Raw genomic sequence first — 22,030 nt, forward strand, 5'->3', positions numbered from 1 at the left:
CTATTACGCCCCCTTTCGTGGTTTTGCCTTTCCTAGATACAACTTTCCGTCCTTCACCTTGCTGTCATAAACATCGAGAGGCGCAAGCGGCGGTGTACCTTTAATATTCGTACCGTCTTTCTCATAACGGCCTCCGTGGCAAGGACAATAAAATTGGCTTGGGTGGCTTGGATCAGTGTTCCAGTCGATGGTACATCCCAAATGCTTACAAACCGGTGAAAGCGCTATTAATTCGCCCTTGCCGTTTTTGTAGACCCACGCAGATTGGGTGACCTCTGATTCGTACCATCCGTCTTTTTGCTTGATTTTAAAGTTAAATCGTTTTGGTTCCTTGCCGATCTTGCTGACTTCAGTAACCGCTACCATATCCTGGTCCGCACCCTTTTCAAGGATGGGGTCGATGGCAAAACGCACCATTGGCATAAGCATCCCTGCAGCCATGAACCCTCCGACACCGGTCAATGTGTAGTTCAAAAACTGGCGTCTGGAGATATCTTCCTTAGACATTTCGTTTCCCCCCCTTGCTGTAAATAAAGTCCATCCGGACAATTGTTTTACACACATATTACTAGGACATTAACATGATAGCGTAAGTTGTCTTTTACTGTCAATATGAACATGTATCTCCAGTGCTTGGTTTTTTAGCTTTCCTGCCACTTATGAAGGATGATCTGAAACAGCTGTTTGACCTGTTCTTTAACGATTTCTTCCTTATATGACGAGTCCATCGTCTCCATCGGTATGACAGGCATCCAAAGGAGTGTTTCTTCCAGCTCCTGTTCAGCTTTTTTCCAATCGGCATCACTCGTCAAGAAAAAAATATGGCGGAACCCTTCTTCCTTAAGTTCACTGACCCATGAGTGGAGCCGGGACATGAGAGCTTCTTCACTTTCCAGCTTCAAATAGGTAAAGGAAGGCATGAGAAACAAGCGTCCGTGCAGCTGACGTTCTGTCTCTTCTGCAATGAGAAGGGAATAATCAGCCATCCCTGCGCTTGTCCTCATGGAAGGGCCGAAAGAAAGAGGCTGAAGGGGAATGATGACAGTATCCACAAACTCTTTCGACTGCTGATAAATATTAATATCACCTGAACTCCATTTCATCTGTGAAACTCCTTTTATGTAAAAATAGTTTAATATGTATTCCATCGTATCAAAAAAAACAAAATAAAACCCTCTTTTTAAAAAAGAGGGTTACAATTTTCTAAGTTCTTCGGTAAGCTGCTGGAAAGTTTCTTCATCTTTTTGGTCCAGCGCACGGTCAATGTTAACGAGTATTTTCTGTTTTTTAAATTGGGATACCGATTGGTCAAGAATCAGTTCTGCCCACAGTCCATATTTCCGGTCTGTTACCATATTGTCAGGCAGATGCGGATTTTCTTCCAGTACCGAGGCATACTCGGGCGTCAATCTTGAAGAATTAAAGTTTAGTTCAATAAAGATGTCTTCTTCCTGGTTAAGCCGGATATCGTGGAATGATTTTTCTGCATCCGTTGTCAAGACATTCTGTTTATAAAAACGGAATGGAACACCATCGGTACATTGAGCGGACATAATAATGGCTTTAGGACAATACTCTGCTTTCTCCACAAAGTGAACCTTTTCCATGAGCTGGTCGTCACTGACAAGGTAGTTTAACAACCAGACGCACTCACGTTTTTTTAGTTGATAATGATTTAAAAACCATTTAATAAAATCCTTCTTTTCAAGGACAGAAACGGTGCTGCTCATTGTGATCCCCCCATCATTCCTAACCAAAGTATATTACTTTAGTATATTCTTGCCCTGCTTGATAAATCCTTCTAACCGGAAAGAATATTTAAAGAAAAAAGCGGGTTGATTAGTACTCTTCCAGCCGGCTGATTATTTCTTCAACATGGTAAAGGTTCGGGTTCAATGACAAGGCTTGTTTCAGGATGCCGGCTGCCTTTACAGGTTCCCCTTCTTCGATCAGAAACATGCCATACTCTTCCAAGAAGACTTCATGGTTCGTGAAGGAAGGAAAGGCCGCTTCATATTGTTCTCTGGCCTGTTCATATTCTTCTGCTTCTTTGTATGCAAAGGCCAGATCCCAGATCATCTCCGGCGTTTCGTCACCCTGCTCTGCAACATGTGTGAGCAGTTCGACCATGTCAGCAAAACGTTCTTCTTTTTTAAGCATGGAAGACAAGTGAAGGACAGCCTCAGCATTTGAAGGATTGAGCGCGATAACCTCCCTCGCGTACTTTTCGCCTTCTTCTTTGTTTCCTGTCCGGTACATGAGGCGTGCGGCACGTACTTTAAGGTCTTCGTTGAATTCATCCTTGCTGATTCCTTCCCGGATCGCCTCGATCGCCTCGTCAAGGGCCCCCTCTTCCTCATAGGATGAAGCAAGCAAAGGATAAAGCGTCGTATACTCAGGGTCCAGTCCTTTTAATTCTTCAAGCGCAGATATCGCTGTTTTATACTCCCCTGTTTTATACGCGGTCAATCCGTATCCAAACAGACTGTGCAGTTCTTTTTTGGATTCCAGGCCTTTTTTATAATAGTCAAGAGCTTCTTCAAACTTACCGCCTCTGCTCAGCGCTTCGGCAAGCCTTAGGTAAAGATCCCCTTCGGGAAGAGTCGACGCAATCGGTTCGGCTTCCTTGAAGAAGGCAGCGCTTTTGATAAAATCGCCTCGTTCAAGATACAGTTCACCAAGAGCAAAAGCAAGAACTGGCTCATCCGGTTTGGTCTGCTTGGCTTTCAGGAGCTTTTGCTCCGCAACTTCATGGAGTCCTTGCATAAAATAAAGGTCAGCCTGCAATAGGAGCGATTGGACGTAAGAATCATCGTATGCACTGATTTGTCCCAGCATCTCCAAAGCTTCATCTTCCTTTTCCATCTCAATGAGCAGCTCGGCGGCAAAGATGCCGAGGTCGCCATCCTCCGGGTAAAAAGCTCTCAACTGAGCAACGATCTTCATCGCTTCCTCCAGATGTCCCCAGTTTTCATAAACCCTCGCAATATCATAGAGTGTTTGATGGTCGGCTTCCTTTGTAAGCATTTCGATGAGCTTCATGCCCTCACGGACATGTCCCATTTCAACAAGGGTGATGGCTTCTTGTAACTTTTCCAATAACAAAAACTCCTTCTCTTACGGCAATCTATTTTGTTTTCATTATACATGAGAGGGTGTGTTCACTTCAAAATCTACGATTCGCCTTCGCCCTTATATAGACAGGCTATGAGCGCACCTGCAAAGATATGAGTATAGGAAAACAAAAAAAAGCCCTGACTTTGAAAGCGCTGTCAGGGAAAACAATAATATGGATAGGAGTGGAGAGAAACCATATTAGTTATATTATAGCAGTAGCGCTTCAAAAATCAACAGTATTTTTCGAAAATTTTGAATTTATCGAGAAAGAGGCCGAGCAGGCCCCTATTCTCTGGTTTAAACGGTTTCTTTTTCTGTATTTCCTGACACCAGCAAATAATTTTCCAGATGCTCAATGATCTCCCCGTTCTGCTGCTTATCGCCAATCGTTATTCTGAGGCTTGTAGGAAAGCCCAGTGCTGATCCAGAACGCACAATGTAGCCTCTTTCAAGAAGATGCTGAAACAAAAGATTCGAGTCTTCCTTAAAATCAATTAGGATGAAATTCGCTTGAGAAGGATAGTAAACCAATCCGCGTTTCTGGCAGAAATCATAAAATTGCTGCAGCCCTTCTCTGTTTCTTTCAGAGCAGGTGCTGATGAAATCCTGGTCTTTGATCGCAGCACGGGCTGCTGCCTGTGCAATGCGTGAGGTGTTGAACGGCTCTCTGGCCGGTTCAATGGCGGTGATAAGCTTCTCATCACCGATTCCATAACCGATCCGGAGTGCAGCAAGTCCGTAAGCCTTAGAAAACGTCCGCAGGATCACCAAATTCGGATATCGGTCCAAATAAGTGATGGTCTCTGGAAAATCTTCGGCTTCAACGTATTCATAATACGCCTCGTCACTCACTACGAGTACGTGCGGAGGAACTTCAGCCATAAATGTTTCAAACGATTTTTGATCAATATAATGGCCGGTAGGATTATTCGGGCTGCACAGCCAAACGATTTTTGTTTGTCCGTCGATCGCTTTGAGCATCTCATTCAGGTCATGTTCTCCGTTAAGCAGCGGAACTTCGCGAACTTCTGCTCCTTCAATCACAGCGTTATGCTTGTACTGAGGAAAAGTGTTCGCTGCCATGACCGTGTTCGTTCCTTCATGCAAAAAGCTTCTTGACAAGATCTGCACGACTTCGTCGGAACCATTGCCAAAAATCAAATTTCCTTTTTTTACTCCTAAAAATTCTGAAAGCTCCTCCCGCAGTTCAGCGCTGTAGCCATCAGGATACAGCCCTAAGTGAGCGGCTTCTGAAACGATAGCGTCCTTAACCGAAGGCGAGCTTCCGTATGGATTCTCATTTGATGCCAATTTAACGATTTTGTCCAGCCCGTATTCGCGCTTCACTTCCTCGATTGGTTTTCCCGGCTGATAGGGTTTTAAATTCAACAGCTGTGATTTTGCCTCCACAAAGACCCTTCCTTTCTGTTAACTGTAAACATTCAGCGGGACCAGCTTGGAAAGAAAGTCAGAGAACGTTTGAAGCGCCTCTCCTTTCTTGTCCTCCCTGAGAAGATCTGGTCCCAGCTCCTCAATTTTTGATACGATCGTGCTCCCCATGATAAAACCATCACATTTACCCTCAAATTGCTGCATCTGCTCTCTGCTCGACAAGCCGAAACCGATCAATACCGGAACCGAACTCGCAGATCTCGCTTCATCCAGAAAGCGGTCCAGGCCGTTGGCAAACGAAGTCCTTGCCCCGGTAACACCAAGTGAAGAGATGCAATAGAGAAACCCCTGTGCAGCCTCTCCGATTTCTTTTAGCCTTCCTTGAGAAGTAGTGGGCGCAGCGAGAGAAATGAAGCTTAGATCATGGGCGGAACATGACTTCTGAAGGTCTTTGCTTTCTTCAAAAGGCATATCCGGCACAAGCAGCCCATCAATTTCGTTCTGTGATGCCAATTCAAAAAATTTCTGTTCTCCCAATTGTAACAAAAGATTGTAATAAGTAAAGATAATGACCGGAATGGTTAAACCGGCTGCGCGCATGTTTGCGACGAGCTTCATGGCTTTTTCCAAACTCATATCATTTTCCAGCGCCCGTTTGGAAGCCCGCTGGATCACCGGCCCGTCTGCAAGTGGATCAGAATATGGAATACCCAGCTCCAGTGCATCCGCCCCTTCGTTTTGAAGAGCGAGAGCCAGGTCAACCGTAACCACGGGAGAAGGATCACCTGCTGTGATAAAGGGTACGAACAATGACGATTTCTTTGACTGAAACTCTTTCATTCTACTGCCCATGAGAGACTTCCTCCTTCTGCTGCTCAAAAAGTGTATGAACGTCTTTATCTCCCCTGCCGGACAGGCAGACGATGATGTTTTCTTCAGCACGCATGCTTCGTGCTTCTTTTAATGCTTGTGCCACAGCGTGTGCGCTCTCCAGCGCACAAAGAATGCCTTCTTCACGGCATAAGAGATTCAGTGCCTCAAGCGCTTCCTCGTCCGTGATGTTTTCATATTTGACACGTTCCGTTGATTTTAAGAAAGCATGTTCCGGTCCTACTCCAGGATAATCCAAACCTGCTGAGATGGAATAAGGCTCCTGGATCTGGCCTTCCTGCGACTGAAGCAGGTACGTCAATGATCCATGGATAACACCGGCTGTCCCGTTCGCCATCGTCGCGGCATGCAGGCCGGTCAAGAGTCCTTTGCCTCCCGCTTCAACCCCGACAAGAGAAACATCCTCATCGACGAACGCCGAAAAAATACCGATTGCATTACTGCCGCCCCCTACACAGGCCACCACTTTCTCAGGAAGGCCGCCCTCCTTTATTTGAGCAAATTGTGCTTTTGCCTCGTATCCGATCACACTCTGAAACTCTTTGACGATCTTCGGATACGGATGCGGCCCAACGGCTGATCCAATCATGTAGAAAGTATCTTCAACCGATGCGACCCATTGCCTGATCGCTTCATTCGTCGCATCCTTTAACGTTTTTGTTCCGCTGCTCACCGGAATCACTTCCGCTCCCAGCAGTTTCATGCGGAAGACGTTTAGAGCCTGACGGCGGATGTCCTCCTCGCCCATATATACTTTGCATTCCAAACCATACCTCGAAGCAGCGGTAGCAGCAGCAACGCCATGCTGTCCTGCTCCTGTTTCAGCGATAATCTTTTTCTTTCCCATCCTTCTTGCGAGCAGCGCCTGCCCGATCGCATTGTTGATCTTGTGGGCACCAGTATGGTTCAAATCTTCTCTTTTCAGGTAGATGGACGCTCCGCCGATCTTTGCACTCAGCTTACCTGCATAAGTTAAAGGTGTAGGACGGCCGGAGTAATCGGCAAGCTCATGCTGAAGCTCCTCCATGAACTCAGCGTTTTCAATCGCTTCATTAAATCCCTTCTCAAGGTCATCCAAAGCAAACATGATCGTTTCGGGTACAAACTTCCCGCCAAACTCTCCATATCTTCCCCGGCTGTCAGGATATACTGTTTTCATATTGCATCATCATCCCTTCTATATCCTTTATTTTTTTTCGGCTTTTTTTACAGTCTTCCTCAATTCCGCTGCTGATGTCTATGCCGTCCGGACTATAGCTCAGCAGTTTTGTAATGTTTTCTGCATGAATACCCCCGGCAATAAAACAAGGAACACCTTGCCGTTCGGCCTCCTGTAAATACATCGGAACAGCATCCCAGTCAAAGGCAGTTCCTGTTCCTCCGTAAGCTCCCTCTACCCGGGCATCAATTACATATCCGTCTGCGACCCCGGCAAACTCTTTCAGGACGCTCCATCCGGCTTGCTCGTGGCGTACGGCTTTCCAAATCTTTATTCCTGTTTTTTTCTTTAGTTCTTTTAGAAATCCGGGAGTTTCATCACCATGGCATTGAACGATATCTAAAGGCACGTTTACTAAAGCGGCCTTTATTTCATCAAGAGAAGGGTTCACAAATACTCCTGTTAATTGCTGTTTGAGCGGCTGATTTTCCATCACCCATTTGCCCGCATCTTCAGGAGTTACCCTTCGTTTGCTCGGGGCAAAAATAAATCCTGCCAGATCTGCGCGTGACTCTTTTACAAGAAGCAGGTCTTCCTTGCTCCGGCATCCGCAAAATTTAAGAAACGTAGTCTTACCGGCCATACAGCGTCTTGATCCCTTCGGCCGGAGAGGAAGCACGCATGAGCGTTTCGCCGACTAAAATCGCGTTGATGCTGTGACTGCGCAAGTAATGGAGATCGTCTGTTTCTTTTATTCCGCTCTCACTCACGGTTAATATGCTTTCTGGAATATGGCTGGCGATGGCCGCTGTATGTTTTACATCCGTTTTGAACGTACGGAGATCCCTGTTGTTGATCCCGACGAGCTTTGGTGTGAACTGCTTCAGGACGCCTTCCAGCTCCTCTACAGAGTGAACTTCCACAAGGCATTCCAGATCATGCTCATGAGCAAACTCGTACAATTCGTGCAGCTTTTGCGGTGTCATGGCAGCGGCGATCAGCAAAATCGCATCAGCGCCGATATGAGCACTCTCGAGGACTTGGAGCTTGTCGATAATAAAGTCTTTTCTCAAGACCGGAAGAGAGACCATCTGTTTTACAGCGACCAGGTCTGCCGCATGTCCCTGAAAAAAACGCTGATCCGTAAGCACCGATATTGCAGCCGCCCCTCCCTGTTCATATTCAGCGGCAATCTCTGCAGGAACGTAATGCTCCTTAATCGTCCCCTTTGAAGGCGAAGCTTTCTTAACTTCAGCAATGAGCGCAGGCGCATTTTCTGATGTTCTGATCGCCTCATAGAGAGATGCCTTTTTTCTGTTATGTTTTATAGTGAAGTTGTTTTCAAGCTTTGTGATTTCTTCCTTTTTTTGATCAAGAATTTGTTGCAGCATAAGGCAATCCTCCTGTTTGGTTCTGAATCATTTCTAAATGGCGGCTGGCTTTCCCCGTTGTAATAATGTCCCGTGCCAGTTTAACCCCTTCATGGATGGTTGAGGCTCTTCCTGTCAAATATAAAGAGGCGGCGGTATTATAGATCACGATATTTTGTGCAGAAGCAGAAGCTTTACCGCTCAGAACTGCTTTGATCAAGGCTGCGCTCTCCTGACTGGAGGCCACCGTCACCTCTTCTAAAGTTCCGCATGGAAGTCCTGCATCTTCAGGAGTGAGTGTGAATTCGTTCACGTTCCCATTCTCCACTTCGAAAAAGTGTGTCGGTGCGAATATGGAGCATTCATCCAATCCGTCTGCTCCTGTAACCACTAAGGTTCTCTGCTCTTTGAAATCAGCAATCGCATGCGCCATTTTTTTTGCCGTTTCCTTGTTAAAGGCACCGATCAGCTGATGTGTTGGATGGGCCGGATTGCATAACGGACCGAGAATATTAAAAACCGTTCGGAAAGACAGTCCCTTTCTCGTTTGGCTCGCATGCCGGAGTGCCGGATGATAGTTTGGCGCAAAAAGGAAACAAAGAGAGAACTTCTCCAGATTCTCTGCGATTTCAGACGCATCGCCGCTTGATCCGATCCCGAGCTGCTGAAGCACGTCTGCGCTCCCGCTTTTCGATGTAACAGCTGAATTGCCGTGCTTGGCAACTTTAATGCCCGTTGATGCGAGCAATAAGGAAGACGCAGTGGATATATTAAAGGTTGACGCACCGTCTCCGCCTGTTCCGCACGTATCAAGGATTTGCGGATATTCGAGGTGAAGCGGCACGGTATGATCCAATATTGAAGTTGAGAATCCAACGATTTCTTCGATGGTTTCCCCCCGCAGCCGGAGTATGGTCAGCAAACTGGAAAGCTGGACTTCCGTCACTTTTCCTTCCAGTATTTCGTTCATCATTTCGTAGGCTTCTTTTTGTGAGTAGGTTTCTCCAAGAATTCCTTTTTTGAGAAGTTCTTTGACGGCCATTGCAATCCCTCCTTAAGATTATTAATGCAATAAGGCAGCAACGATCCGTTCATGTAGGGGATAAATAAAAAGATAGACATAACATGGTGCATATTCACCTCCATCAAAAATGGAGAATGAATGAGGCGAAAAAGAGGTACAAAAAAACCCATGCTCGAAGAGGCATGGGTACTATGTATTCATAACCCTCTGCTCGGCTCCACTCATCATTCTCAACTATTCTCATCTCTCAACTAAACTGCTCTCTGGGCTAAATCATTCTGAAAATCTAAATCGTTAAAACACAAGATAAAGCATTACGCACAGTTTGTCAACCCAAAGGGCTGTGCATTTCTGAACTAGACAAGCGGTTTCTGATAAAGGAAAGCTTCTCTTGGCTGCAGATTAAAGCGGCCCGGGTGAAAGATCTGTTCCGTGCTGCCCACGAACAGATAGCCTCCGGGGCGCAATGACTCTGAAAACTTATGAAACAATGCTTCTTTCGCTTCTTCTGTAAAGTAAATTATAACATTACGGCAAACAATGAGATCAAAGCTCTTCTCAAAGGCATCTGCCAATAAGTTATGCTGTTTGAACACAATTGGTTTTTTTAGTGCTTCCATAACCGCAAACCCTCCAGCTTCTTGCCGAAAACTGCTGTTCCTGACTGACTCAGGCACGTTCTTAATCGATGTTTCAGCATATAAGCCCTCCTTTGCCCTTCGCAGCGCAAGCTCATCGAGGTCCGTCGCCAGAATGGAATAGGTGATGTTCCTTCCTGTTTCCTGCAAAAGCGAAGCAAGGGTGTAAGGCTCCTCTCCTGTTGAACATGCGGCACTCCAGATCTTCAGTTTGTTCGTCCTGCTTAAAAGATCTGGTATGATCTTATCCTTTAAAACCATCCATCGTTCCGGATTCCGATAAAACTCCGAAACATTGATTGTCATCCGGTCAAGTAATTCATCCAGCAAGCGGCGGTCTTTCATAAGAGCTTTCGAAAAGACAGAGAAACTTTCAAAGCTCTTCTTGTCACGAAAAGCAGTAAGGCGCCTCTTCATCTGTGCCTCTTTATACAGTGACAGGTCAATAGATGTTATGGATTGAACGTCTTTAATAAAATTTGAATAATCTTGATCCACGTTTCTTACCCCTTTATGTATAGCGTTACTCTAACTATCGGCAAATAAGAAACATTCCTTAACGCTAAACACGCCAAATAAAAAAACCAGCCGTGGCTGGCTGGTTTATAACGCTTACATTAAATCCAAGAAGAAACCGCTTTCTCGTAATTGACAAGTTCTTCTTCCTTGAAGAAAAGACCAATTTCACGAACAGCACTTTCAGGAGAATCAGAACCGTGAATGATGTTATTGCTTACGCTTACGGCAAAATCTCCGCGAACAGTTCCTGCAGCTGCCTCTGAAGGATTGGTTTTTCCCATCATGTTACGAGCAGTAGCAATCACGTTATCTCCTTGCCATACCATAGCGAAAACTGGGCCAGAAGTGATGAAATTTACCAACTCGCCAAAGAACGGACGCTCTTTATGTTCTCCGTAGTGATTTTCTGCAAGCTCACGTGAGATTGTCATCAATTTGGCTCCAGCAAGCTGAAATCCTTTTTTCTCGAATCTTGAAACAATCTCTCCGATCAAATTGCGCTGTACACCATCTGGTTTTACCATTAGAAACGTTTTTTCCATAATAGTTCTCCCCTATCTTCTATGTATTGGTTCAGGGCTTGTAAGCTAGCTGTGACCCCTAGAAAATAGTATCAAAAATAGTTCGATTTAGCAATGAGCTAAAATTTGCGCTTACCAATATACTTGGCAATCTTGATCATGCTGTTTCTTGCCTGTCCTGCCGGAAGCTGATCGGCGGCTGCAAATGCATCTGCCAGGTAGGATTGGGCAGCCATGGAAGCTTTCTGAATGGATCCGCTTTTATTGATCTGTGCAATAATGCCGGAAAACTCATCCTCATCCCAGGTTTGATAATAACGCTGGATATTGCCTTTTAATTCTGGTATCTTGTCCATTGCATAAAAAACAGGAAGGGTAATGTTTCCCTGCTTCAAGTCGCCGCCCGCAGGTTTCCCCAATTCTTTTTCGGTTGCTGTAAAATCCAGAATGTCATCCGTGATCTGAAAAGCCATGCCAACGGAATAGCCAAAACGGTACAGCTGTCTTTGCAGCTGAACAGAAGCATTGGAGGCAATAGCTCCAAGCTGGCAGCTGATAGCGATCAAGAGGGCTGTCTTTCTTTTGATGCGCCGCAAGTATTGTCTTATGTTCTGATCCAGATCAAACTGCTCTTTGATTTGCTGGATCTCACCAAGACACATCTCTTTCATGGAATAGGACAAGACTTGATGGGCTACAATCTGGCTGACATGGGTCATCATCTCGATCGCTTTGGCAAACAGAAAGTCCCCTGTATACATCGCCACTTTGTTGTCATACTCAGCTTTAACCGTCTTTGCCCCTCTTCGCAGCTCGGCATCGTCAATCACATCATCATGGACGAGTGATGCCATATGTATCGTTTCCAGTGCGGCAGCAACTTTCTTTACACTTCGGATATCGTATTCGCCGAAGTGTGCGGAAAGCAGTACGAAAACCGGCCGGATTCGCTTGCCTCCAGCTTTCAGAAGCTGGCTCCCGGCCTTTTGCAAGATAGGGTGGTCTGCTGATATCGATTGCTCCAGTTCGGATTCAATCTGAAGCAGATCTTTTTTTACATGTGAATAGAGTTCAGTCAGTTTCATAGCTTTCACCTAAATGCCCTGTAAGGAGTAGTTAAAAAAAGTAAATTCGGGAACCTTCTGAATCAGTGAATGCTTATGGGCGAGCTCAAAATAATGCTTCAGCCCTTTCAAATGGCTTTCCCCGAAATCATAATTGATGCCATGAAAATAGTTTGCCCAAAAAGAGTATTCCCCTCCATGGGCAGGCAGGATATGGCTGATCATCTCATGATATTGGTCTGACTTTGTCTTTTGTTTGCTCTCTGACATTTCAAATAAGAGCTTCTCCAGAAGAGCCGGCTCTCTTTTAATGCTGTCGTTTCGCACGGCCATGACGGCATAGGTCATCGGAAGCTCTGTATGCTTATACCACAGTTCGCCCAGATCATACACATGAATGTCTTTCTCCTGCCGCCAGTCGGCTTTAATGGCATCCTCCCCGATCAGCAGGCAGGCTGAATGATTCTGCAGCATCTGATCATAGTCAGGTTCCATCGTTTCATAGACAGGATCAAGTCCGTAAAATTCTTTAAGGATCACTTTCAAAAGAACGACCGAAGTTGCAGAACTTGAAGTAAGTGCGATGCTCTTTCCGGCCAGATCTTCAATGGCTGTTTTTGAGAACAATAGAATAGATCCTACCTTACCGAAAGTCGATACGGATAAATTAGGGAAAAGACTGTATTGAAGGCTGTTTTCACCAAAAGAAAAGGAAGAAATACCGCCAAGGTCAATTTCCCCCCTGGCCATTCTCCGGTTCAGCTCAGCCGGTATCTGCGGAATGAACGCCGCTCCGGTATTTTCAATCTCTTTTTTATTCAAATAGAAAAATAGAGGAAGGATGTTTGTATATTTAATCTCGCCGATATTGAGCGTCATTACTCTCCCCACCTTTTAAATAAATCATGTTGCACTCCGAGGCTGTCCAGCGCTTTGCCGACCAAGAAATCAACAAGGTCGTCAAGGGTCTTCGGCAGCTGATAAAAACCAGGCATCGCAGGCAGGATCTTGCCGCCTGCCTGTGATACTTTAAGCATGTTTTCCAGATGAATACTGTTTAGCGGTGTTTCACGCGGCACGAGTACGAGCTTTCGCCCCTCTTTAAGCATCACATCCGCCGCCCTCTCAAGCAGGTTGCCGGACGCTCCGTGTGCGATTCCTGACAGTGTACCCATCGAACAAGGAATGATGATCATGCCGCTGTTCTGATAGGAGCCAGAAGCGATCGGAGCTTTAAAGTCTCTTAGCGTATGATAGTGAAGTTCGCCGCTGCTCCCCTGTATAAAGTATTCTTGAAGAATGCTGCCGCGGTCTGTTGTATCCCATCCGAGCTCTTCGTGAAAAACCTGCCAGCCGGCTTCAGTGACCATGAGATGGACTTTATGACCGCCCTTCAGCAGCTCCTGAACAAGGCGCACTCCATATACAGCTCCGCTCGCTCCCGTAATTCCTACGGCGAAATTTTTCATAGCAGCAAATCTCCCAACGAGAAAATAAACATAACGACGCTCAGGATTCCATTCATCGTAAAAAAGGCAACGTTCAGCTTCGACAGATCTTCCGGAGAAACCATCGAGTGTTCATAGATCATGATCGCTCCTGATAAAAACACGCCGGCAAAGTATACCCAGCCAAACGATGAGACCGCGCCGAGAAATAAGAAAGCCGAGAAGCTGACGACATGGAAAAAGCGTGCGATGAAAAGTGCCTTAGGAATCCCAAAATAAGAGGGAATGGAATACAAGCCGTGGTTCCTGTCATAATCCGCATCCTGTGTGGCATAGATCACGTCGAATCCTGCCGTCCAGAACAAGACTCCCGCATAGAGCAGAAAGGCTTCGGCAGACAGGGTTCCCGTTGCTCCAACCCATCCTCCAAGGGGAGCGAGAGCGATCGTTGCACCGAGAATGACGTGGCATAAGTATGTAAAACGCTTCGTATAGGAATAGAATACTAGAAAAAATACAGCCAGAGGCAAAAGCCATACGGAAAGAAGGTTCAGCTGTGAAGCACTGACAAACAGCAGAACAAAAGAACCGGCAATAAACACCACAGCTTCTTTCTTGCTGATTAACTTTGCAGGAATAGCCCTCGTCGCCGTTCTGGGATTTTTTTGGTCGATCCTGGCATCGATGACACGGTTGAGCGTCATCGCAGCGCTTCTCGCGCCTACCATCGCCAGTGTAATCCAGATCCATTCCGTTATGGACGGAAAAGTTCCTTCTTCCACTACATTTCCGAGAATCGCCCCCAAAAATGCAAATGGAAGCGCAAATAAAGTATGTTCAAACTTTATCATTTCAAGAATGATAGCTAATTTCTTAAACACAAGCGATCTCTCTTTCTATGTTTGTTTAATTCCCATGTGCATAGCAGCCGTTCCGAACGTATAAGGCTTAACTGTAACATGGGATAACCCCGCTTCTTCAAATAACGCCTTCAATTCATTCCTATCAAGGAATTCTCCGGCAGATTCCTGAAGCCAGGAATACTCAGTATAGCTTTTTGCCAGAAGTCTGCCGAGAAACGGCATGATGACCGAAAAATAAAAACGGAAGACATGCTTTACGATCGGTGTGGTCGTCTGAGAAGTTTCCAAACAGACCACCCTGCCTCCCGGTTTAACCACGCGTTGCATCTCTTTGATTACCTGGAGATAATCTGGAACGTTCCGAAGACCGAACCCGATGGTCACATAATCGAATGTATTATCGGGAAAAGGCAGCTCCATAGCATTCCCGTGGATCAGCTTTACATTCGGGCACTTCAGCTCCGAAAGCTTTTTCTTGCCGACTTCCAGCATGTTCTTGCTGAAATCCAGCCCGGTTACCGACCCGGATGCTCCGACCGCTTTCGCGAGAGCGATGCTCCATTCCCCTGTGCCGCAGCATACATCGAGCGCATGGCTTCCTTCTTTCACAGCCATGCGCTTCATCGTATCATTGCGCCATCTCGTATGCTGCTTAAAGCTTATCACGTTGTTCATAAAGTCATATTGACCTGATATTTTTTCAAAGACCGAATGGACCCGCTGTTCCTTTAATTGTTCCATCGCTTATCCTTCCTCCGGCAATAAATAGTGAGGTGCTTCAAGCAGTGCCCTCATTCTCTTTTCCATGACAGCTTTTAAAGTAGCCGGCTGCTTTTGTGTCTTAAGCTTGTGGCGTGCTAGCAGCAGATCATTTTTAATCTGATGGTGATAATCTGAAAAAAGAGGATCAGGGCATTGAGAAGCAGCAGAAACAAACAAGAACTCAGAGATAAACGGAATGAACTCTTCCTTGCCAAAGTGGCGTGCTACCCTTGTCAGGATACCAGCCTCCATGCTTTTGATTCCGTTTGTGATCTCATCAGGTTTTGATTGTTTGCTGTAAAAAAGCTTCATCTTGCTTTCGTTTACATCCTGAATCCCAAGTGAGAGTACCCGTATTAACGGAAGATCTTCACAGAGGGATAGCATAAAATAGTAGAGGCTGCTGTAATAGTCTCCCGCCAGAACGGTCAATTGCCGCTCTTTTACTTCGTCCTTTTGAATCTTCAGAATGTATTCATGCATATCGAGCGCACTCTGGACGAGTATGACGGCTGCGTAATATTCCTGCAATTCCTCGCCTTCATATCCGCTTTCTCTCAGAAGCGAATAGGCAATCAGGCATTTATCCTTATTGATCCGGGGAACATCGACATACTGCTTTAGAAAAGAATGTTCCATCGTTCGTAAAACATATTCATTTAACTTATTTATTTCATGGATGATCTTCATGTCCCTGCCCCCACATCCTGCAAATACAGCTTACTCTATCTATTATGTATTATATCATACCGGCCATTCAATAATTGTTCACGCCATAATGTATCAGGCGTAAAGAAAACTTGGCACGAGCCAAGCTTTATACTTCCGTGTCAACTTCACCGTGCCGTGTATAAATGACCGCCTTGCCTCTTACTTTAACCGCAGATGTATGCTCAGTGAACTGAGCGAGCATGACCTCTCCCTTATCAAGCTTCTCTGAATGGTGGAACCTGGTCTCAGTCCCCCTGGTCAAGCCAATCACGTTAACTCCGTTTTCTTTCGCTTTAATCACAAAAAACTCATTCTCGTTCATTTTTTCGTTCGTTTTCATGCCGCACACTCCGTTTCTTTTAAATTAACCGCGAATAAACGTGAGCACTTCTGCTCTTGCAGCCGCATCCTTAACAAAAATCCCTCTAACTGCAGATGTTATGGTTTTTGAGCCGGGCTTTTTCACTCCGCGCATGGTCATGCACATATGCTCAGCCTCGACAACGACGATCACACCATGAGGCTCAAGCGTCTCTACGAGCGCATCAGCAACATCTGATGTAATTCTTTCCTGAAGCTGCGGCCTGCGGGTGACTGCCTCAACAGCTCTTGCGAGTTTGCTCAGACCGGTTACTTTTCCTCCTCTTGGGATATAGCCGATATGCGCTTTTCCAAAGAAAGGAACAAGATGGTGTTCACACATGGAATAGAACGGAATGTCTTTCACGAGTACCAGCTCTTCATGATCCTCTCCGAAGATCGTAGCAAAGTGCTCTTTCGGATCCTGGTTCAGTCCCTGAAACACTTCCTGGTACATTTTCGCCACTCTTTTCGGTGTATCAACAAGTCCTTCACGCGACGGATCTTCTCCAATGGCCTCAAGGATCATGGTAACTGCCTGTTCAATTTTTGCCTGATCGAATTCCTTCACTGCGGTAGCCTCCATTTTCATTCCTGCAACGTTTCATGTAGGTTCATTTTCACGTTTGCTGTACGTTTTTCTAAAACCGATTCTAGCATATGTAACAAGCAATGGCAAAAAAGGAAAGCTCATTCCACACTTTTATCACAAAAATAAAAGAACCGCATAATGCGGTTCTTGCTTGCCCTATGTATAAGATTATTTTAGAGCATCCTTAAGGGCTTTTCCTGGTTTGAAAGCAGGCACTTTGCTTGCTGCGATTTCGATCTCTTCACCAGTTTGCGGGTTGCGACCCTTACGAGCAGCACGCTCACGAACTTCGAAGTTACCAAAACCGATAAGTTGTACCTTGTCACCTTCTTTAAGTGTTTCAGCGATCGCCTCGAATACTGCATCAACAGCTTTAGTGGCATCCTTTTTAGAAAGTTGAGTTTGTTCAGATACTGTATTTACAAGATCAGTCTTGTTCATTCCATTCACCTCCTCTCAAAGAATGCTATTATCTATGCATTTGTTTTTCGGCTGTCTTACTATCATAAAGCGCTGGGCCCTGTTTTATACAAGATTTACTAAATACTTTCGTAACAAGCCTTATATTAAACGATAAGTCATAAGAATTCAATATTTTTATCCGGAAAATAGCGAAAAGCCGACTTTTATAGGGTCTTTTTGCCTATTTCCAACAAAAAAGACTCCATTTAAGGAGCCTCTCATTATAAAATAATAGCGATTAATCCTCCAGAGCCTTCGTTTATAATGCGCTCAAGGGTTTCCTTCAGCTTGTATCTTGCATTCTCCGGCATGAGTGAAATTTTGCCCTGAATGCCTTCCCTTACGATGGAATTCAGCGATCGTCCAAAGATATCAGAGTTCCAGATGGATAGCGGATCCTCTTCAAAATCCTGCATAAGATACCTTACGAGTTCTTCGCTCTGTTTCTCTGTGCCGATGATCGGCGCAAATTCTGATTCCACATCAACTTTAATCATATGAATAGAAGGCGCTACCGCTTTCAGCCTGACGCCAAACCTGGAGCCTTGGCGGATGATTTCCGGTTCATCGAGGCTCATGTCGGTCAAGGCTGGAGCAGCTATTCCATAGCCTGTTTGTTTGACCATTCTCAGTGCATCTGCTACCTGGTCATATTCCTGCTTCGCATAGGCGAATTCTTGCATCAGCTGCAGCAAGTGATCTTTGCCCCTGATCTCTACTCCTACGACTTCTTTTAAGATCTGATCATAGAGGTCATCTGGAGCAAACAGGTCAATCTCTGCAATCCCCTGACCCATCTCAATGCCTGCAAGCCGTGCGTCGTCGATAAATTCGAAGTCGCTGAAGCTGCCTACTACCCGGTCGACATCCCTCAGCCTTTTGATATCCTTCACTGTTTCCCTTACTGCTTCTTCATAGCTTTCCCGCAGCCAATGTTCCTCCCTAAGCACCATGACCCAGCTTGGCAGGTTCACATTGACTTCAAGAACCGGGAACTCATACAGTACTTCTCTGAGAACATTGTTTATATCATGCTCTGTCATGCTCTCTACACTCATGGCCAGAACTGGAATATCATATTTCTCGCACAGTTCTTTGCGCAGCTGTTCTGTATCAGGATGATGCGGCTGCACGGAGTTGACCACCAGGATGAACGGCTTGCCGACTTCTTTCAATTCATCGATAACTCTTTCTTCCGATTCGATATAGTCGTACCTTGGAATCTCTCCGATCGAACCGTCTGTGGTGACAACAACTCCGAGAGTGGAATGCTCCTGGATGACTTTTCTTGTGCCGATCTCAGCAGCTTCATGGAAAGGAATCGGTTCGTCATACCAAGGTGTATGAATCATTCTTGGCCCGTTCTCATCCTCATAGCCTTTTGCGCTCGGCACTGCATAGCCTACACTATCCACCAGCCTCACATTAACATCCAGGCCTTCTCCGACATGGATTCTGACCGCATTGTTCGGAACAAACTTAGGTTCCGTTGTCATGATGGTCTTTCCCGCTGCACTTTGAGGAAGCTCATCCTGTGCCCGCTGGCGTTCACCGTCATTTTGGATGTTCGGCAGCACGACCAGCTCCATAAACCGTTTGATAAAGGTAGATTTCCCTGTACGAACAGCACCGACTACTCCGAGATAAATGTCTCCTCCTGTCCGTTCAGCGATATCTTTGAAAATATCGATTTTTTCCATTCATTTCCCTCCCGATCCAAATAAGTTCCGGATGCTATTCTTGGACATTACATACATATGATGTTGTCCCAAAAATATGATAAGGAATGAAAGTTTTTTCATACAAAAATCAGCGATGGACCTCAGTTCGTTTTATAGACCGGGAGAGAAGCACAAACAATTGTGATCTTCCGTGTGCAAACTGTCCAGGTTATCACCATGTCCGTTTTTATATAAAAAACCCTCCTCCTTTTCTATGAATGTATTAAAAAGGAGGAGAGTTCATGCCAATTATTTATCTCGTGTTGTATAAAGTTATTGATCAGATGCCAAAAAAACAGGCTCTCCGTTCTTTACGGTATAGGGAACGGAACGCACCGGCACAAAAAATGAGTCCTGCACAAGGAGCGGACGGATGTCTTCTCCTTTTTTTACATGCTGCCCCTTTTTCAGCAGGTGGTAGAGATCGATAGAATAATCTACATGAACTTTTGAATCATTATCTACAATAAATGGAAGATTCTTTCCGGAATAAGGGCTTACTGCGTATGGTGCCTCTTTGTAGCCCATCTTTTTATAATCAAGGGTATACCTGCCAATAGCCAATATCTTTTGATATGGCGGATATTTATGGGTTCGAATATATTCCTTCAATCTGGTTTCCAGATCCTGAGCTTTGTTTACAGTCACCAGGTCAATCAGCCTAACTTTTGGTTTCGTTTCCGCATCGATGAGCACATATTGAAACGTGCCTCCTTTTTCGAACGAATTGCCGGGAGGCTGCTGCATGTATTTTGGAACCAGCCTTCCAAAATCAATCGGATACTTTTCATAAACGTCTGTGGAGGCGTCTTTGTTTTTAATCGGAAGCACAGACGTGTCTTTATGGTAATCATCCACTGCAGACTGAACCATAGCCATCTGGTCCTTGTATGGTATACGGTTTTCGCTTTTTTGGCTGTCTGGATACAGGCAGCCCGTCAGGCTGAAGAGCAGGCAGACTAAGAACGTGAGAGAACAGATTTTTTTCATGGTTCTGGCGTACCTATCCTTTCGCCGGTCCGCTAAAGACTACGAGAACAATAAAGATGCCTGCTGTAATCATGCAAATATATGCGATAGCCGCCAGTATGTATTTAAAGATTCCTTTCAGTTTCGATCTGCTGATCATAATAGAAAAAACCGCAATAAACATCAATGCGATGGATGAAAGCGCAACCCACATTTTCATTAATCCTGCGTCCATATGTATCCCCCTTTGCATACAGCGTAAATTATAGCATAAAACAAAAGAAAAGCGTAAGCGCTCAAGTTTTGGTACGATAAGCGCTGTAGCTAGACATTCCTTCTTTCTTACAACAAAAAAAGGCAGGCCGATGTCTGATACACCGCCTGCCGAATGACTAAAAACCCCAATTTGCAGATTGATTGGCTATCCGTTAAAGTTGTCCCTACTTGTTCTCGAACATTTTAGATAATGTGTTGAAATCAAGAGGCACATTGTTATTGATTACAGCACTGACAATTTGGTCTTCTTTTTGTTTGGAAACAGGGACACCGGCCAAGGAGGCTACCTGGGAAATCAGTCTTCTTAGAGTGCGTTCATCCCGCAGATTTTCATTGCTGACGGTCTGGGCAAGTTTAAAGATATCTTCTTTCTTAACGTTTGTTTTCTTTTCAACCTTATCAAAAAATTGATTGTTACGATCCATTTTTCGTCCTCCTCCAACAACCTATTCACCATTATCCTATGCGTTAGTCTAAGAATCGTGAAAGAAATCGGAGAGATAAACCAAATGGATTATTCCGTAATATTTAAATTCGATAAAAGAGAAGAGACGTCTTCCACTTCATGGGTCCTGCTTCTTCTCATCAGTTCATCCACAGCTTCTTTCGCATTTTTTCCGTCGAACAGAACGTCATGAAGAACATTTGTGATCGGCATCTCTACATTCTCATTCTGAGCCAGCTGGTAAGCCGCTTTTGTTGTTCTTACACCTTCGACAACCATGCCCATTTTTTCAAGTACCGCATCGAGCGCTTCCCCTTTGCCGAGCATGTTTCCGGCTCTCCAGTTCCTGCTGTGGACACTCGTACATGTAACGATGAGATCTCCGATTCCTGTCAAGCCCGCGAATGTCAGCGGGTTGGCCCCCATTTTCGTTCCAAGCCTGGCGATTTCAGCAAGTCCACGCGTGATGAGAGCGGCTTTGGCATTGTCTCCATAACCAAGCCCGTCAGACATACCGGCTCCAAGCGCGATAATATTCTTCAGTGCTCCGCCGAGTTCAACCCCTACAATATCCGGGTTCGTGTAGACCCTGAAGTTCTGGTTAATAAACAGATCCTGAACAAACTCCGCTTCTTCTATATCGGCAGAGGAAACCGTAACCGTGGTCGGCTGCCTTAATGAAACTTCTTCTGCATGGCTTGGCCCTGAAAGCACAACAATGGATTTGCGCACTTCAGCAGGTACTTCTTCTTCAATGATTTCAGATACACGCTTATACGTTTCGGGCTCTATTCCTTTGCTGGCATGTACGATCGTTACCGGATGATCCAAGTGCGGTACCAGATCGCCAAGCACTTCTCTTATCGCCTTTGTAGGAGCGACAATCAAGATCATGCCCGCGCCTGAGACCGTTTCATGAAGATCGGTAAATCCGCGGAGCTCTTCTGGAAGCGAGACACCCGGCAAATATTTTTCATTGGTATGTAAAGAATTGATTTCGTTGATCTGTTCTTGTCTTCTTCCCCATAACCGGACATCGTGTCCATTATCCGCCAATACGAGGGCCAGCGCTGTACCCCAGCTGCCGGCACCGATTACTGCTACTTTTTCCATTCCCACTCCACTCCTTACTTAATGCCCTATTTTTCTTTCATTTCCTTTTAAAAGTCTAGAGATATTGGTGCGGTGCCTCCATATGGAGAGAACACCGATCAATGAAGCGCATAGCGCCGCATCATAAGGTATTGTTTTTAAAATAACCATTAATGCAGGCGTCAAAATCATAAAAACGATGGAACCTAAAGAAACATAACGGGTAGCTGCAATGAGAAGAATTACAAAGATCCCAGATATGAGTGAAGGGATGAACGAAGCTACAACAAAAACACCAATGGTCGTCGCTACCCCTTTACCTCCTTTAAATCCGTAATAGATGGGCCAATTATGCCCGATAATGGCCATCGCTCCCGAAGCGATGGCTGCGGTCATATTGTAATGGAGGCCACTTGCAGCCCACACAGGGATCATCCCCTTAAGCCCGTCCAGCAGAAGCACGCCGATGGCAGGTCCTACACCGATAACCCGCAGCGTGTTCGTGGCTCCTGCATTTCCGCTCCCCAGTTTGCGTATATCCTCTTTTTTCAGCCCTTTAGTGATGATATAACTGAAACTGATGGAGCCTAATAAATAAGCACCGATAAACAGCAAGACAATCTGCATGCCGTCT

27 protein-coding genes are annotated in these 22,030 nt (G+C 45.4%); all 27 read right to left on the bottom strand.

Features of this window, described 5'->3' with window-relative positions; genetic code table 11:
• Positions 1–3: 3 nt before the first annotated feature.
• Positions 4–507 carry a Rieske (2Fe-2S) protein gene (locus LCY76_RS12925; protein ID WP_062235401.1) on the bottom strand — a complete coding sequence of 168 codons (504 nt, stop codon included), beginning with the start codon at positions 505–507 and terminating at the stop codon, positions 4–6.
• A 134-nt stretch (positions 508–641) separates the two neighbouring features.
• On the bottom strand, positions 642–1,103 hold the full coding sequence (locus tag LCY76_RS12930; RefSeq protein ID WP_248252986.1) for a YpiF family protein: 462 nt from the start codon (positions 1,101–1,103) through the stop codon (positions 642–644).
• A gap of 90 nt (positions 1,104–1,193) precedes the next feature.
• Positions 1,194–1,730 carry a ReoY family proteolytic degradation factor gene (locus LCY76_RS12935; protein WP_053358065.1) on the bottom strand — a complete coding sequence of 179 codons (537 nt, stop codon included), beginning with the start codon at positions 1,728–1,730 and terminating at the stop codon, positions 1,194–1,196.
• Positions 1,731–1,839: 109 nt separating this feature from the next.
• Positions 1,840–3,099, bottom strand: a complete 1,260-nt coding sequence (locus tag LCY76_RS12940; protein ID WP_248252987.1) for a tetratricopeptide repeat protein — start codon at positions 3,097–3,099, stop codon at positions 1,840–1,842.
• A 315-nt stretch (positions 3,100–3,414) separates the two neighbouring features.
• Positions 3,415–4,527 (bottom strand): histidinol-phosphate transaminase, encoded by a 1,113-nt coding sequence (gene hisC / locus LCY76_RS12945; RefSeq protein ID WP_248252988.1) that lies wholly within the window; start codon positions 4,525–4,527, stop codon positions 3,415–3,417.
• 18 nt (positions 4,528–4,545) lie between these two features.
• The gene (gene trpA / locus LCY76_RS12950; protein ID WP_248252989.1) at positions 4,546–5,361 is read right to left on the bottom strand and encodes a tryptophan synthase subunit alpha; all 816 of its coding nucleotides are present in this window, start codon (positions 5,359–5,361) and stop codon (positions 4,546–4,548) included.
• On the bottom strand, positions 5,351–6,559 hold the full coding sequence (gene trpB / locus LCY76_RS12955) for a tryptophan synthase subunit beta (protein ID WP_248252990.1): 1,209 nt from the start codon (positions 6,557–6,559) through the stop codon (positions 5,351–5,353). The genes trpA and trpB overlap by 11 nt, the downstream gene beginning before the upstream one ends.
• Positions 6,540–7,202, bottom strand: a complete 663-nt coding sequence (locus LCY76_RS12960) for a phosphoribosylanthranilate isomerase (RefSeq protein WP_248252991.1) — start codon at positions 7,200–7,202, stop codon at positions 6,540–6,542. Before LCY76_RS12960 ends, trpB begins: the two co-directional genes overlap by 20 nt.
• Entirely contained in the window at positions 7,192–7,950 is a 759-nt protein-coding gene (gene trpC, locus LCY76_RS12965; RefSeq protein WP_248252992.1) for an indole-3-glycerol phosphate synthase TrpC, read from the bottom strand. The genes LCY76_RS12960 and trpC overlap by 11 nt, the downstream gene beginning before the upstream one ends.
• The gene (gene trpD, locus LCY76_RS12970) at positions 7,931–8,971 is read right to left on the bottom strand and encodes an anthranilate phosphoribosyltransferase (RefSeq protein ID WP_248252993.1); all 1,041 of its coding nucleotides are present in this window, start codon (positions 8,969–8,971) and stop codon (positions 7,931–7,933) included. Before trpD ends, trpC begins: the two co-directional genes overlap by 20 nt.
• A gap of 338 nt (positions 8,972–9,309) precedes the next feature.
• A complete protein-coding gene (locus LCY76_RS12975; RefSeq protein ID WP_248252994.1) occupies positions 9,310–10,089 on the bottom strand; it encodes a CheR family methyltransferase in 780 nt (259 codons plus the stop codon).
• Between the two features lie 119 nt (positions 10,090–10,208).
• Positions 10,209–10,652: a nucleoside-diphosphate kinase gene (gene ndk / locus LCY76_RS12980; RefSeq protein ID WP_053358056.1), complete on the bottom strand. Its 444-nt coding sequence runs from the start codon at positions 10,650–10,652 to the stop codon at positions 10,209–10,211.
• Between the two features lie 98 nt (positions 10,653–10,750).
• Complete coding sequence (hepT, locus tag LCY76_RS12985) at positions 10,751–11,716, bottom strand: heptaprenyl diphosphate synthase component II (protein WP_248252995.1); 966 nt, start codon at positions 11,714–11,716, stop codon at positions 10,751–10,753.
• A gap of 9 nt (positions 11,717–11,725) precedes the next feature.
• A complete protein-coding gene (locus LCY76_RS12990) occupies positions 11,726–12,574 on the bottom strand; it encodes a menaquinone biosynthesis protein (protein WP_248252996.1) in 849 nt (282 codons plus the stop codon).
• Positions 12,574–13,164, bottom strand: coding sequence for a UbiX family flavin prenyltransferase (locus tag LCY76_RS12995; protein ID WP_062235368.1), 591 nt, complete (start codon positions 13,162–13,164; stop codon positions 12,574–12,576). Before LCY76_RS12995 ends, LCY76_RS12990 begins: the two co-directional genes overlap by 1 nt.
• Positions 13,161–14,024, bottom strand: coding sequence for a UbiA-like polyprenyltransferase (locus tag LCY76_RS13000; RefSeq protein ID WP_248252997.1), 864 nt, complete (start codon positions 14,022–14,024; stop codon positions 13,161–13,163). The genes LCY76_RS12995 and LCY76_RS13000 overlap by 4 nt, the downstream gene beginning before the upstream one ends.
• Before the next feature lie 15 nt (positions 14,025–14,039).
• Positions 14,040–14,747 (bottom strand): demethylmenaquinone methyltransferase, encoded by a 708-nt coding sequence (locus LCY76_RS13005; protein WP_248252998.1) that lies wholly within the window; start codon positions 14,745–14,747, stop codon positions 14,040–14,042.
• A 3-nt stretch (positions 14,748–14,750) separates the two neighbouring features.
• Entirely contained in the window at positions 14,751–15,458 is a 708-nt protein-coding gene (locus LCY76_RS13010; RefSeq protein WP_248252999.1) for a heptaprenyl diphosphate synthase component 1, read from the bottom strand.
• A 127-nt stretch (positions 15,459–15,585) separates the two neighbouring features.
• Complete coding sequence (gene mtrB, locus LCY76_RS13015) at positions 15,586–15,819, bottom strand: trp RNA-binding attenuation protein MtrB (RefSeq protein WP_053358050.1); 234 nt, start codon at positions 15,817–15,819, stop codon at positions 15,586–15,588.
• 24 nt (positions 15,820–15,843) lie between these two features.
• Positions 15,844–16,410 (bottom strand): GTP cyclohydrolase I FolE, encoded by a 567-nt coding sequence (gene folE / locus LCY76_RS13020; RefSeq protein WP_091004878.1) that lies wholly within the window; start codon positions 16,408–16,410, stop codon positions 15,844–15,846.
• 189 nt (positions 16,411–16,599) lie between these two features.
• Positions 16,600–16,872: an HU family DNA-binding protein gene (locus LCY76_RS13025; RefSeq protein ID WP_248253000.1), complete on the bottom strand. Its 273-nt coding sequence runs from the start codon at positions 16,870–16,872 to the stop codon at positions 16,600–16,602.
• 242 nt (positions 16,873–17,114) lie between these two features.
• Positions 17,115–18,593, bottom strand: a complete 1,479-nt coding sequence (gene spoIVA, locus LCY76_RS13030) for a stage IV sporulation protein A (protein WP_248253001.1) — start codon at positions 18,591–18,593, stop codon at positions 17,115–17,117.
• A 294-nt stretch (positions 18,594–18,887) separates the two neighbouring features.
• Positions 18,888–19,604 carry a hypothetical protein gene (locus tag LCY76_RS13035; protein ID WP_248253002.1) on the bottom strand — a complete coding sequence of 239 codons (717 nt, stop codon included), beginning with the start codon at positions 19,602–19,604 and terminating at the stop codon, positions 18,888–18,890.
• Between the two features lie 13 nt (positions 19,605–19,617).
• A complete protein-coding gene (locus tag LCY76_RS13040) occupies positions 19,618–19,818 on the bottom strand; it encodes a DUF2768 domain-containing protein (protein WP_248253003.1) in 201 nt (66 codons plus the stop codon).
• A 205-nt stretch (positions 19,819–20,023) separates the two neighbouring features.
• The gene (locus tag LCY76_RS13045; protein ID WP_248253004.1) at positions 20,024–20,284 is read right to left on the bottom strand and encodes a stage VI sporulation protein F; all 261 of its coding nucleotides are present in this window, start codon (positions 20,282–20,284) and stop codon (positions 20,024–20,026) included.
• Positions 20,285–20,373: 89 nt separating this feature from the next.
• Positions 20,374–21,417, bottom strand: a complete 1,044-nt coding sequence (locus tag LCY76_RS13050) for an NAD(P)H-dependent glycerol-3-phosphate dehydrogenase (protein ID WP_248253005.1) — start codon at positions 21,415–21,417, stop codon at positions 20,374–20,376.
• An 18-nt stretch (positions 21,418–21,435) separates the two neighbouring features.
• Positions 21,436–22,023, bottom strand: coding sequence for a glycerol-3-phosphate 1-O-acyltransferase PlsY (gene plsY, locus LCY76_RS13055; protein ID WP_248253006.1), 588 nt, complete (start codon positions 22,021–22,023; stop codon positions 21,436–21,438).
• Positions 22,024–22,030 lie beyond the last annotated feature (7 nt).

Source organism: Fictibacillus marinisediminis (assembly GCF_023149135.1).
Classification (GTDB): domain Bacteria; phylum Bacillota; class Bacilli; order Bacillales; family Fictibacillaceae; genus Fictibacillus_C; species Fictibacillus_C marinisediminis.